Raw genomic sequence first — 12856 nt, 5'->3', positions numbered from 1 at the left:
GGGAATATGACTCTTACCCAGCAGCAGGTATTTGAACGCGCAAAACAAGGAAAACTGTGGGCGGGCAATTTAATTGCAGGGCACCCAGAACAGCAAAATAGACTAGAAAACCGGACCCCAATCGACAACAGCATTATTGGTTTTATTGCAGATGGTGATGAGAGCGATATTAATGCCGCGGTACAGGTGGCGCGTGACACGTTTAATCAAGGTGAATGGCGCGGGTTATCGCCGCAAGAACGTAAAGCTATCATGCTTAAATGGGCTAATCTGATTGAAAAACACAGTGAAGAACTTGCGGCGCTAGACTGTATTGATGCAGGTAAGCCTATCACCGAATGCTTAAATACCGATTTGCCCGCAACGATTGACACCTTTTATTGGTATGCCGAAGCGATTGATAAACTGTTTGGCAAAATTGCACCAACCAGTCATCAAGAGTTGGGGTTAATAGTGCATGAGCCTATTGGTGTGGTGGGGGCGGTATTACCGTGGAATTTCCCTGCTCAAATGTTTGCGTGGAAAGTAGCTCCAGCTCTTGCTGTAGGCAATTCGGTGATTGTGAAACCTGCCGAACTAACCTCATTAAGCGCGCATCGTATGGTGGAACTGGCCTATGAGGCGGGTATTCCTAAAGGTGCATTAAGTCTAGTTTGTGGATTAGGTGAAAAAGTCGGGGAAGCGCTTGGCCGCCATCATGATGTTGATATGGTGTCATTTACCGGTTCAACAGATGTGGGACGCTTATTTTTAAAATATTCCGCCGAAAGTAACTTAAAAGAAATTGTACTCGAATGTGGCGGTAAAAGCCCGCAAGTGGTGTTTGAAGATGCGAATATTGAAGCCGCAATTCCACATATTATGGCGGCGGCTTTCTGGAATATGAGTGAAAACTGTAGCTGTGGTTCTCGCTTAATTGTGCACGAAAGCATCAAAAAAATACTATTAGAGAAGCTTGCCGTCGCCATTAAAGAATGGAAAGTCGGAGACCCAAGGCAAGCAGATATTTCAATTGGGCCAATGGTCGAACAGGCTCATTTTGAGAAAGTAAAATCCTTTTTAGATATCACGTTAAAAGAGGGAGGAAAATTAGTTGCGGGTGGAAAAATTCATCATGAGTTGGGGGCCGGATGGTATATCGAACCGACAATTTTTGATGAAGTCACGCCTGAAATGTCGCTATTTAAGCATGAAGTTTTTGGCCCTATTTTAGCCGTCACATCGTTTAAAACTGATGATGAAGCGGTTGCTTTAGCTAATGACACTCAATATGGCTTAGCGGCTTCATTTTATAGCCAAAATATTCACCGAGCCATGCAAATTGCACAGCGTATTAATGCGGGTACTGTTTCAGTCAATGGCTTTAGTGAGGGCAATATTACAACGCCGTTTGGTGGTTTTCGTCAATCAGGTTTTGGCGGTAAAGACAACGGGTTAGAGGCATTTGAACAATATACTCAAACGAAGGTTATCTGGTTTATCCATCAGTAAAACGTTGGCCTGAGTCCCCTAGTGGGCTCAGGTTTTTTTTTACCCTGCAAATACAAATAAACAATTACAATAACGAAGGAGTACAAAATGGAAGCCATCGTTAATACAATCGTTGGTTACATCTGGGGTAATGCATTAGTAGTATTATCGCTAGGTGTTGGGCTCTATTTTACATTAGCAACTCGTGGTGTGCAGTTTCGCTATCTTATTAAAATGGTCTGTTTGTTAAAGGAAAATAAAGCGTCAAAAGAAGGAATTTCCTCCTTCCAAGCATTCTGTTTAGCATTATCAGGGCGAGTTGGGGTGGGTAATATCGCCGGTGTAGCGACGGCCATTGCTGCGGGTGGTCCTGGGGCGATTTTCTGGATGGTTGTCATGGGGTTATTAGGCGGAGCAAGTGCGTTTATCGAATCAACACTCGCTCAAATATACAAGCAGCGCTCTGATGGTCAATACCGTGGCGGTTCGCCTTACTATATCGAGAAAGGGTTAAAATTGAAGCCATTTGCCATTATGGTAGCTGCTGTTATTTGCCTATCTTATGGTGTACTAGTTCCGGGTATTCAAGCCAATACCATAGCTGACTCCTTTCAAACTTCATTCAACTTACCCCCAATTGCGACAGGCGGCATTGTGACAGTGCTGATGGCATGGCTAATCTTTGGCGGTGTAAAACGTATTGCGAGTGCTGCGGATAAAATCGTGCCAATTATGGCGTTAGCGTATATCGTCATGATGGTGATCATCTTAGGTAGCCATTACGAACAAGTGCCGGGAATGTTCAGTTTAATTTTCCGCAGCGCGATGGGAATGGATGCCGTATTCGGCGGTATTGTTGGTACGGCTGTTTCATGGGGTGTACGCCGTGCGGTTTTTTCCAACGTAGCAGGGGCGGGTGAAGCTACATTTAGCTCTGCGGCAGCCGAGGTAAGCCATCCTGTAAAACAAGGGTTAATTCAAGCATTTTCAATTTACATTGATACTGTTGTTGTGTGTACAGCATCAGGTCTAATGATCCTTGTCACGAATATGTATAACGTTTTTCCAGACGGTTCGGCAACGGCCTTAGTTGAGTACGTTCCAGGGGTTGCTGCGGGAACCGCATGGACACAAATGGCGGTATCAACAGTCTTTACTTCCGCAGGGTCGGGATTCGTCTCAATCGCCGTATTTTTATTCGCATTCACAACATTGATGGCCTATTACTATATTGCAGAAACCACAATTGTTTACCTTGATAGAAAATTACGTTACCCCATTCTAAAACTGATACTAAAGTTTGTATTTTTGATTATTGTTTTTATGGGAAGTGTTCAGTCTGTCAGTTTAATGTGGAGCCTTGGCGATATTGGGTTCGGTAGTATGAGTTATCTTAATCTTATCGCCATTGTCTTCTTGTCAAAACCAGCGCTACGGGCACTTCGTGACTTTGAACGGCAGGAAAAATTAGGTGTTGATCCAGTGTTTGACCCGAAAGTGGCTGGAATAGAAAATGCAGAACTTTGGGAAGATATTAGCCGTGAATACCATGCGCAAGGAATAGGTATAGAACCGAAAGAGAAACAAAATAAAGGGATGGTATATCAAGAAGAAGAAGGTAAAAACTAGAAGAAAAATGGCGGTGAGGGAGGGATTCGAACCCTCGATACGTTGCCGTATACACACTTTCCAGGCGTGCTCCTTCAGCCTCTCGGACACCTCACCGTTTTTCTAAATCTGTTGTGGAGTAGGGAATAAAAACCTGCTCTGCAACGGGGCGCTACTATAGGGAAAATAGCGTCTTACGTCAACTCCCTATTTATCCTTTTTCCGACTTTTGTTGCTGTTTAGCTAAATAAAAAACAATTCGATTATTATCTAACCTCAAATGTTATCGGCTAAGGTAAACAATATTTTTAATGTTAATTTAAAACGGCAAGTAACAGAAGTAAAAACCGTTAGCTAGTTAACAAAATTCTGATTGTTTACAGTGTATCGGCTTGATTAACTTGAAAAGAAATCCCATTCGGCACACTCTGTTAGAAACCAAAGAGGAGTTGCCATGAATATTTTATTTTACCATCCATTTTTTGATTCGAAACAGTGGATTGACGGCATGAAAGCACGCTTACCACAAGTGAATATTCGCCAATGGGAAAAAGGGGATAACCAAAGTGCGGATTACGCCATGGTTTGGTTACCTCCTTATGAATGTCTCGCTGGTCGCAGTGATTTAAAGGGAATTTTCGCTTTAGGCGCAGGTGTGGATGCTATTTTAAAACAGGAACAAGATAAACCTGGGACCCTGCCTGCAGGGGTTCCCGTAATGCGTCTGGAAGACACGGGCATGGCGATTCAAATGGAAGAATACGCTTGTGCAAAAGTGTTAAGTTACTTTCGTCGTATGGATGAATATCGCCAATTACAATCACAGCGCCAATGGAAACAGTTACCGGCCTACCAACACGAAGATTTTGTCATTGGTGTGATGGGCGCAGGGGCATTAGGACAAGCAGTTGCAAAGCGCTTAGTAAGTTTCGGTTTTCATGTAAGAACATGGAGTCGCTCTGAAAAACAACTTGATAACGTAAAAAGTTATTTTGGCCATGACCAACTAGCTAATTTCCTTTCTGGTACTCGTGTAATTATTAATCTGTTACCAAGTACTCCAGAAACGGTGGGAATTTTAAACCAGCAACTATTTAGCCAGTTAGAGCAAGGGGCATATGTTATCAACTTAGCACGTGGCGCCCATCTGATTGAACAGGATTTGCTTTTAGCCCTTGAATCAGGACAAGTTACAGGTGCTGCACTTGATGTATTTGCGAGTGAGCCGTTGTCGCAAATGCACCCGTTCTGGACGCATCCCCGCATCGCTATCACACCTCATGTTGCCGCCTTTACAAAACCGAAAGAGGCGATGGATATGATTGTCAGTAATATCCAACGCATCGAAGCAGGGCAAGCGCCTGTTGGTGTCGTTGATATGCAACGCGGTTATTAGTCACTTCTTTGTTGCAAGTGGTCTTTATGACCACTTGTAATTATCTCCCCCTAATATCTTTCCTATTTTTTCGATATACTGAAAGTAACTGCTTCAGTCACGAGGTGTGACTACTGAATCTGTAAAATAGGATAATATATGAACGAATTTTCAATCGTCTGCCGTATTTTAGGGACACTATTTCAACGTAGTCCCTCTGATAGCCTCGTAAAACCGCTTATTGATATGATTGCTCAAGATAAATTAAAAGCATCATGGCCATTAGAACAAGATGAGTTGTGGTCACGCATGGCAAAAGACCTCGACGTCAATGCAGTTAATGCGGATTACCAAGGCCTATTTGCAGGGGAATCTCCTTCAGTTTCAATGTTAGCGAATGATTACGATTCTGAAATTACAGAAGCAGAAGTTCGCGAATTTTTAACCGTTAGAGGAATGACCCTGACGAATGCGTCTGCTGACGCTTTTGGCGCATTGCTACTCGCGGCTTCTTGGTTAGAAGACCAAGCGGCAGAAGATGAAACTGCCGCTCAAGAAGAATTATTTGATAGCTATATCCTTAGTTGGTATGGCAGCTTTTTAGGTAAAGTTGAAGCGCATGCAACCACCACCTTTTACCGGACTTTAGCCCAAATTACGCGTGATGCAGTCATTGCTCTGCGTGATGAACTTGACTCAGAAACTGAATAATTATGACGTTGTCACTTTTTTGTGGCGATGTTACTGTTGTTTTAGTTAGCGGTATTGATTAATAATTTTGATTGAATAAAAAAGGCAACAGATTTTCTTGTTGCCTTTAATGCTTTTATCAATCGAAATTATTTATGGTTAAAATTAATCAACTAATGGAATGACCAGTTTACCCGGTTTGATTTCAAGCCCTTTAGCGAGTTTTTTCGCGGTTGCTTCAGCCGCGCCATTATCAGGATTTAACACATAAACAGGTTGGGTTTCAAAGAAAGTTTCAAGGGAACTATTCAAGTAAGGAATAACCGCTGACATCGCTGTATCCATATTTTCTGGCATCACTTTGTAACTGCTAATATTCAATTCTTTTAAGTAAATTGAACCTGTTTTGGCATCAAAATAAGGGCGAGCAGTGAGTGTCAGGTTAATTTGCGCTTCTGCTTTACCAATCAACGAGTCTAATTTAACGGTTGCATCCCCCGTTAAAGCAACTTTTCCTGGTTCACTGCGGCCAATTTCTGATTTTAAATTAGCGAGCTGAATATCCGCATCAGCAAAACCCGTAATACCGACCTTATGGTCATATTTTACTTTATTAGCAAGGTAGTTATTAATTTGTGACTCACTAATACTAAACTCAGATAATTGATTACAACCCGATAAGAGAGTGAGAAAGCCTACCATAGCGGCGATTAAAAACTTCTTCATAGAGACTCCTTTTACAGTAATACCGCTAGTTTAGCGCATTACTGCCCACTCAACATGACTGTTTCAATTTTTTTACGGTTAAATTGCTTATGCAGCGCCCATAAAGTGATAAAACCGATGAGTCCTAATAAGAACCAAGGAAGTTGAGGCAGGTTCCATTGGTGACCAATATCGTACATCCAGCCGCCACCGGTATAACCGACTGCTCCACCTAAAGCAAGGCCTAAGCGACTAAAACCCATATAGCTGCCTCGTGCTCGAGGGTCAGCAAGAGATGCACTTAATGTTTCTCTCGCTGGGTCTGCAGTTACCGTACCTAAATAAAATAGGCAAATAAGGGCGAATAGCGTATTGAGTGAGGTTGTCATGCCAATCGGAAACATGCTGAGACTCATTAAAAATAGCCCGGCCATGAGCCGTTGTTCAAGGCGAAAATGTTTTTCGCTCCAACGCGCAATGGGATAAAGCAATGTTAAAGATATCGCTGCTTCAATCGCATACATCCATTTGACGGCAGTGGGTGTGCCAGCTAATTCATTGACAACAATAGGAAACATAAGCATTACTTGTACTGACAACATAAAATAACCTGCCAATGTGACCACATAAGTTACAAAGCGTTTATCTTTCAGTACGCGTCCCATGCCTTCTTTAATGGGGGTTCTGACGGTTGAGATTCGATAAGCAGGTAATAACCAAGCATTGCAGATAGCAGCAATAATAAACACAGCAGCGCCAACCCAGCAGACATAATGGAAGTCATACTGTAGTAGCCAACTACCAATCAAAGCACCGATAACTGCACCAGCACTGTCCTGCATTAACAGCAAAGAATAAAAACGGCCACGTTCATATGGGCGAGTTAATTTAATAACTAATGCGGTTCGTGGGGGATCAAACAAGGTTCCACCCAGAGCAGAAAGTATGCAAGATAGCCATAAAACCCAAGGGTCATGGGCCACCGCCATGACTGCAAAACCACTGGCACGTAATAGCATTCCAATGACAATCATGGGCTTCGCGCCAAACCGGTCAGCGATAGCACCGCCAAAGATACCTAAACCTTGTTGAACAAACTGACGAAGCCCTAAGGCAAAACCAACCACCACGGCGGCCCAGCCCAGTTGATCAACAAAACGAATAGAAATAAGCGGAAAAACGACAAAAAAGCCTAGGACAACCAACATGTTGTCAAGCAAAAGGAAATACTTGCCAAGGCTTCTTGCCCGTGACACTTGCGCCATGAGAGACACCATTAGAAAAATAGCAAAGGGGGAAAGTTTCTTAAAATCAGTTATCAATAATATCAGTATAATAGGGTTCAATAGATGATATTTTTTTATCATAGTAACGTGAGGTATCGATGATTTATTTTTATCAATAAATATTCGTCATACTTCACTCTGTGACGGTGTTGACTGCGTTCGGCTAGTTGGGTCACATACGAGTGTATGCTCCCCAAGCTATCCTCGCTGGTCGCCTAGTTACAGCGCGAATTATTTAGAATATTGATAATTGGTAGAGGTCATACTTCACTCTGTGACGGTGTTGATTGTGCTTGCTGGCCTTAACGATGTATTTTAATTTTCAGAACATATTTTTCGTCAGCGCATTGTAAGCTACACTTTAACTTTCTAAGTTATTGGCTTGGAACTAGAGAAAATATCTGGCTTTTTATTAATTAAGGGTTAACGATGTTTGGTTATCGTTCAAATGTACCGAAAGTGCGCCTTGTCACTGATAGAATGGTTATTCGTTTGACTTATGAGCGTGATAATTATCGACTAGCTGATTATTACAGCCTGAATAAAGACTTTTTAATTCCGTGGGAACCCATCAGGGATAACTCACATTACCAGCCTGCGGGTTGGCAGAATCGGTTACAAGTCATGAATGAAATGCATCGAGAAGGAAGCGCTTTCCATTTCTTACTATTAGACAAAGAAGAAAATGAAGTCATGGGGGTAGCGAACTTTAGTAATGTATTACGTGGCTCATTTCATGCATGCTATCTAGGTTATTCATTGGGTCAAAAATGGCAAGGCCAAGGCCTAATGCATGAGGCGTTAACCCAAGCAATCCGTTATATGCAGCAACACCAAAAAATGCACCGAATTATGGCAAATTATATGCCTCATAATATGCGTAGTGGTAATTTATTGACTAAGCTTGGCTTTGAACGGGAAGGTTATGCAAAGCAATACTTACAAATCAACGGTGAGTGGCGTGACCATGTATTAACGGCACTGACCGATAACACTTGGGCGCTGAATAAAGCCTAAATTCCTAATTTACTTTTCAATCGTAGTCAGTTGCAGTGCACACTGTTAAACTGATGCGATTGTATTCTTTTAGTCTATCAATCATGAATTTATTAAAATCATTGGCGGCAGTAAGCTCCATGACCATGATGTCTCGTGTGCTTGGCTTTATTCGTGACGCCATTATCGCTCGAGTTTTTGGTGCAGGAGCGGCTGCAGACGCCTTTTTTGTCGCATTTAAATTACCGAATCTTTTACGCCGAATTTTTGCCGAGGGGGCATTTTCACAAGCGTTTGTTCCCATACTGGCGGAATATAAAAACCAACAGGGAGAAGAAGCCACTCGTACATTTGTCGCTTATATTGCCGGGATGCTAACCCTTGCTTTGGCGATTGTGACTATCCTTGGCATGATAGCCGCTCCTTGGATCATTTATGTCACCGCTCCTGGGTTTACCGATGACGCTGATAAATTTGCGCTGACTACTGACCTTTTACGGGTCACATTCCCTTATATTTTTCTGATTTCACTGGTCTCCCTCGCTGGGGCAATTCTCAATACTTGGAACCGTTTTTCGGTTCCGGCATTCGCGCCGACATTGCTCAATGTCAGTATGATCATTTTTGCCGCTTTCGCAGCCCCATACTTTAATCCACCCATTATGTCATTGGCATGGGCGGTGCTGGTTGGTGGTGTCTTACAGCTAGTCTATCAGCTCCCATATCTTAAAAAGGTGGGCATGTTAGTGTTACCACGCTTGTCATTTCGTGATAGCGGGGTTTGGCGTGTAATGAAAATGATGGGACCCGCCATTATTGGGGTGTCTGTCGCTCAAATTTCTTTAATTATCAATACGATATTCGCCTCTTTTTTGCAATCTGGTTCAGTGTCATGGATGTATTACGCCGATAGGCTAATGGAATTGCCATCTGGAGTACTTGGTGTGGCTCTCGGAACGATTTTATTGCCTTCTCTCGCGAAAAGCTTCACGAGCGGTAATCAAAATGAGTATCGCCAATTGATGGACTGGGGGTTGCGCCTTTGTTTGTTATTAGCCTTGCCATGTGCGTTAGGGTTGGCAATACTCTCTGAAGCATTAACGGTGTCTTTATTCCAATACGGTAATTTTACCGCGCATGACTCATTAATGACGCAATATGCTTTAATTGCCTATTGTGTCGGTTTAACGGGGATGATTTTGGTGAAAATTTTGGCACCGGGCTTTTATTCACGCCAAGATATTCGTACGCCAGTAAAAATTGCGATTGTCACTTTAATATTAACACAATTGATGAACTTAGCCTTTATTGGCCCATTGCAACATGCAGGCTTAGCCTTATCCATTGGGTTAGCAGCTTGTTTTAATGCAGGGGTTCTCTATTGGCAATTGCGCAAGCAAGATATTTTTCAGCCTTTAGCGGGTTGGAAAGGGTTTATATTTAAATTATTGATAGCCTTAATTGTAATGGGAGCCGTGCTATTTGGTGTCTTACATTTCATGCCATCTTGGCAAGAAGGTAATATGCTGATGCGTATGCTACGTTTGATAGGCGTCGTAATTGTTGGAGCGGGAAGTTATTTCGTTGCTTTATACGTGCTTGGGTTCCGCCCTCGTGACTTTATGAAACGTAGTATTGCCTAATTAACCTAATTAATAAGAAGGTCAATGACCTTAAAAGCCCAATTTTAATGAGGAAATCTCATAAAATTGGGCTTTTTTATCTCTGCAATCTATGTAGTTAAGGTGCCAGCAGGCATAGATTCTTTCCCTTCAATTTCTAATTATCTACGCAAATTTATTCTCTTTATAACTGAATTATTAATTTCAAAATCATTTCATGAAATTTCAATTAATTGTTTTCATTGATAAAAGCAATAGCCAACTCTATTTTTGGAGTATATTTACTGGGTTGTTGTGACAACAACTAATTTCAGGGAAATATTCAATTTATTGGATATTGTTTGTTGACTATTGTCAACGAAATGGCTATGTTATGTATCACTGAGGTCGATGAAAAAACACCCAAATAAGCATGTTCAGGCTGCTATTGAATATGCGATAGAAAATGGCTGGGTCTGGGTTACAGCAGGAAACTCATCACATACTTTTTGCAAGTTACGTTGTGGTAACGCAGTGGGTGAACACAAAACACATATGATGAGTGTCTGGTCAACGCCAAAAGTTATGGAAGTGCATGCTAAACAGATAATACGTAAAGTGAACCACTGTATTGCTCTTTTAGGTTAATCCAAGCGGCTTAGGCCGCTTATTTATGTAAGATGGGGAAATTATGGCGGTATTTACTTTCACATTAACACTATCGGGTGTGACTGCTGATACGGAAGGCTTAGTTGATACCATATTTGCCGCAGGCTGTGGCGATGCATTGGTGTGCTTCTATGGTAAATCGGTTTATTTAGAATTTGATAGGGAAGCGGAATCTTTTGATCGTGCAATTGAAACTGCGATTACAGATATTGAAAGTACATCAATGAGTATAAAAGTGGAATCTATTGATTCCGCTTTGGTTGGGCTAAGTGATATTGCAGAATTGACAGGACTAACCCGTCAAGCAGTGGCTTTGCTGAAAGATGGGGCTCGAGGTAAAGGTCATTTCCCTGCGCCCGTACAACGTTTGAGAGGGGCATCTCCGTTATGGGACTGGGCGAGTGTTGCTGATTGGCTACAACAGAATAACCGGTTGTCGCATAACCCTGAACTTTATGAACAAGCAAAAATACTTTGTAAATGGAACTTAGTACTCCGTAATTGCGCGAATGAATATATCGATGAATTGCAAAAACTAACAACAAAGCTAGCGAAACAACGCAAACAAAAACGGCTCACCGAAGTGAACCGTTAATAGACAACCTATAGATTTGAATTACATTCTTTCAACGGTTTCAATACCCAGTGTGTCTAAGCCGGTTTTTAACGTTCTTTGGGTTAATGCAGCCAATTTCAAGCGGCTTTGGCGCTGGGCTTCGTCATCAGCTGACAAGATAGGGCAGTGCTCATAGAAACCAGAGAACAAACCTGCTAATTCATATAAATAAGCACACATAATATGAGGTGTACCATCACGAGCGACAGTTAGAATGGTTTCTTCAAACTGTAATAAACGTGTCGCAAGTGCAATTTCACGAGGGTCTTGTAATGAAATAGGCAGAGTTAAGTCTGCATGGGTTAAATTGGCTTTCTTGAAAATAGAAGCCACACGAGTATACGCATATTGCATATACGGAGCGGTATTTCCTTCGAAAGCTAACATGTTGTCCCAATCAAAAATATAATCCGTCGTTCTGTTTTTGGATAAATCAGCGTACTTAACCGCACCAATACCGACCACATTTGCGACGTTAAGTAATTCATCTTCAGGCATATCCGGGTTTTTCTCACGGATCAATGCTTGAGCGCGTTCAACCGCTTCATCAAGCAAGTCTGATAAACGAACAGTACCACCGGTACGAGTCTTAAACGGTTTGCCATCTTTACCTAGCATCATACCGAACATATGGTGCTCAAGCGCCATTGATTCAGGGATATAACCTGCTTTACGGACGATGGTCCATGCTTGCATCAAATGTTGATGTTGGCGTGAGTCAATATAGTAAAGTGAGCGGTCAGCATGCAGGGTTTCATAACGGTATTTAGCACAGGCAATATCGGTTGTTGTATACAAGAAGCCACCATCTTTTTTCTGGACGATCACGCCCATAGGTTCGCCTTCTTTATTTTTAAATTCGTCAAGAAAAACAACCGTCGCACCTTCACTCTCAACCGCTAAACCTTTAGCTTTTAAATCTGCAACAATACCCGGTAGCATGCTGTTATATAAGCTTTCACCCATCACGTCATCTTCAGTTAAGGTGACGTTTAAGCGGCGGTAGGTTTCTTGGTTTTGTTGCATGGTGATATCAACCAATTTACGCCACATTTGGCGGCAATACTCATCACCGGATTGCAATTTCACAACATAACCACGTGCGCGTACCGCGAACTCTTCATCTTCGTCGTAGTGCTTTTTGGCTTCACGGTAAAATTCTTCGAGGTCTGCAAGTGCCATATCCGTGGCATCTTCATTTTGTACTTTTTCAAGATAGGCAATTAACATACCAAATTGCGTACCCCAATCACCGACGTGATTGGCTCGAATGACTTTATGACCAATAAATTCCTGGGTACGTGCCGCAGCATCACCAATGATGGTTGAACGCAAGTGACCCACGTGCATCTGTTTTGCGACATTAGGCGCTGAATAGTCAATAACAATCGTTTCAGACTTGACTGGTGCGATACCTAAGCGCTGTGAAGCTAATGCTTCTTCAACATGCTTTTCAACCCAAGTTGGCTCAAGGAAGATATTAATAAAGCCAGGACCTGCAATTTCAACTTTGCTGGCAATCCCTTCCAAATCTAAGTGATTAACAAGCTGTTCAGCCAGTTGTCGCGGAGCCATCCCCATCTTTTTAGCCGCGCCCATCACTCCATTAGCTTGGTAGTCACCAAACTGAGCTTTAGCGGACTGACGCACAAGTGCATCACTGCCTTCTGGAGCACCCGCTGCTAACATCGCAGCACTAATTTTATCTGAAAGAATCGCCTGAATATTCACCGAATTACCTTAAATTACGAACATAGTTACCGCATTGTGCCATCACATGCGCATAACTAAAAGGTGGAAGAGAAAAATCGGCAGGTTTTATACCACATTTTGGGGCTCT

Annotated in this window: 11 protein-coding genes and 1 tRNA gene; 8 read left to right on the top strand and 4 right to left on the bottom strand. The window is 42.3% G+C overall.

Going from position 1 to position 12856, the window contains the following annotated elements:
* Window positions 1–6: 6 nt before the first annotated feature.
* On the top strand, window positions 7–1491 hold the full coding sequence (locus PR767_RS01035; protein WP_109911310.1) for an aldehyde dehydrogenase: 1485 nt from the start codon (window positions 7–9) through the stop codon (window positions 1489–1491).
* Window positions 1492–1578: 87 nt separating this feature from the next.
* Window positions 1579–3099: an alanine/glycine:cation symporter family protein gene (locus PR767_RS01030; protein ID WP_109911311.1), complete on the top strand. Its 1521-nt coding sequence runs from the start codon at window positions 1579–1581 to the stop codon at window positions 3097–3099.
* Between the two features lie 8 nt (window positions 3100–3107).
* Here the strand turns inward: PR767_RS01030 and PR767_RS01025 are convergent.
* Window positions 3108–3195: transfer RNA gene (locus PR767_RS01025), tRNA-Ser, on the bottom strand.
* A 337-nt stretch (window positions 3196–3532) separates the two neighbouring features.
* Between PR767_RS01025 and ghrA the strand changes: the two genes are divergently transcribed.
* The gene (gene ghrA / locus PR767_RS01020) at window positions 3533–4474 is read left to right on the top strand and encodes a glyoxylate/hydroxypyruvate reductase GhrA (RefSeq protein WP_004910644.1); all 942 of its coding nucleotides are present in this window, start codon (window positions 3533–3535) and stop codon (window positions 4472–4474) included.
* 138 nt (window positions 4475–4612) lie between these two features.
* Window positions 4613–5164 carry a TorD/DmsD family molecular chaperone gene (locus tag PR767_RS01015; RefSeq protein ID WP_109911313.1) on the top strand — a complete coding sequence of 184 codons (552 nt, stop codon included), beginning with the start codon at window positions 4613–4615 and terminating at the stop codon, window positions 5162–5164.
* A 144-nt stretch (window positions 5165–5308) separates the two neighbouring features.
* Here PR767_RS01015 and PR767_RS01010 read toward each other — a convergent pair whose 3' ends face one another.
* Window positions 5309–5869, bottom strand: a complete 561-nt coding sequence (locus PR767_RS01010; RefSeq protein ID WP_004910646.1) for a lipoprotein — start codon at window positions 5867–5869, stop codon at window positions 5309–5311.
* Window positions 5870–5907: 38 nt separating this feature from the next.
* Window positions 5908–7113 (bottom strand): multidrug efflux MFS transporter MdtH, encoded by a 1206-nt coding sequence (gene mdtH / locus PR767_RS01005; protein ID WP_004910648.1) that lies wholly within the window; start codon window positions 7111–7113, stop codon window positions 5908–5910.
* A gap of 450 nt (window positions 7114–7563) precedes the next feature.
* Between mdtH and rimJ the strand changes: the two genes are divergently transcribed.
* The 4 genes from rimJ (at window position 7564) to PR767_RS00985 (ending at window position 10995) form a co-directional block, all read left to right on the top strand.
* Window positions 7564–8151, top strand: a complete 588-nt coding sequence (rimJ, locus tag PR767_RS01000; protein WP_109911314.1) for a ribosomal protein S5-alanine N-acetyltransferase — start codon at window positions 7564–7566, stop codon at window positions 8149–8151.
* Between the two features lie 83 nt (window positions 8152–8234).
* On the top strand, window positions 8235–9773 hold the full coding sequence (gene murJ, locus PR767_RS00995; RefSeq protein WP_004910657.1) for a murein biosynthesis integral membrane protein MurJ: 1539 nt from the start codon (window positions 8235–8237) through the stop codon (window positions 9771–9773).
* 369 nt (window positions 9774–10142) lie between these two features.
* Window positions 10143–10379 carry a hypothetical protein gene (locus PR767_RS00990; RefSeq protein WP_004255083.1) on the top strand — a complete coding sequence of 79 codons (237 nt, stop codon included), beginning with the start codon at window positions 10143–10145 and terminating at the stop codon, window positions 10377–10379.
* A gap of 43 nt (window positions 10380–10422) precedes the next feature.
* Window positions 10423–10995 carry a helix-turn-helix transcriptional regulator gene (locus PR767_RS00985; protein WP_109911316.1) on the top strand — a complete coding sequence of 191 codons (573 nt, stop codon included), beginning with the start codon at window positions 10423–10425 and terminating at the stop codon, window positions 10993–10995.
* 21 nt (window positions 10996–11016) lie between these two features.
* On the opposite strand, the gene argS is transcribed toward PR767_RS00985, so the two are convergent.
* Window positions 11017–12747: an arginine--tRNA ligase gene (gene argS / locus PR767_RS00980; RefSeq protein WP_272519755.1), complete on the bottom strand. Its 1731-nt coding sequence runs from the start codon at window positions 12745–12747 to the stop codon at window positions 11017–11019.
* Window positions 12748–12856 lie beyond the last annotated feature (109 nt).

Origin of the sequence: Providencia sp. PROV223 (assembly GCF_028479245.1) — a bacterium.
Taxonomy (GTDB): Bacteria; Pseudomonadota; Gammaproteobacteria; order Enterobacterales; family Enterobacteriaceae; genus Providencia; species Providencia rettgeri.
This window is presented reverse-complemented; position numbering and strand designations above follow the sequence as displayed.

What these genes read in the sequence shown, in the direction of transcription:
- PR767_RS01035 (WP_109911310.1), top strand. Translation starts at nt 7, where the DNA reads ATGACTCTTACCCAGCAGCAGGTATTTGAACGCGCAAAACAAGGAAAA.
- PR767_RS01030 (WP_109911311.1), top strand. Translation starts at nt 1,579, where the DNA reads ATGGAAGCCATCGTTAATACAATCGTTGGTTACATCTGGGGTAATGCA.
- ghrA (WP_004910644.1), top strand. Translation starts at nt 3,533, where the DNA reads ATGAATATTTTATTTTACCATCCATTTTTTGATTCGAAACAGTGGATT.
- PR767_RS01015 (WP_109911313.1), top strand. Translation starts at nt 4,613, where the DNA reads ATGAACGAATTTTCAATCGTCTGCCGTATTTTAGGGACACTATTTCAA.
- PR767_RS01010 (WP_004910646.1), bottom strand. Translation starts at nt 5,869, where the DNA reads ATGAAGAAGTTTTTAATCGCCGCTATGGTAGGCTTTCTCACTCTCTTA.
- mdtH (WP_004910648.1), bottom strand. Translation starts at nt 7,113, where the DNA reads ATGGCGCAAGTGTCACGGGCAAGAAGCCTTGGCAAGTATTTCCTTTTG.
- rimJ (WP_109911314.1), top strand. Translation starts at nt 7,564, where the DNA reads ATGTTTGGTTATCGTTCAAATGTACCGAAAGTGCGCCTTGTCACTGAT.
- murJ (WP_004910657.1), top strand. Translation starts at nt 8,235, where the DNA reads ATGAATTTATTAAAATCATTGGCGGCAGTAAGCTCCATGACCATGATG.
- PR767_RS00990 (WP_004255083.1), top strand. Translation starts at nt 10,143, where the DNA reads ATGAAAAAACACCCAAATAAGCATGTTCAGGCTGCTATTGAATATGCG.
- PR767_RS00985 (WP_109911316.1), top strand. Translation starts at nt 10,423, where the DNA reads ATGGCGGTATTTACTTTCACATTAACACTATCGGGTGTGACTGCTGAT.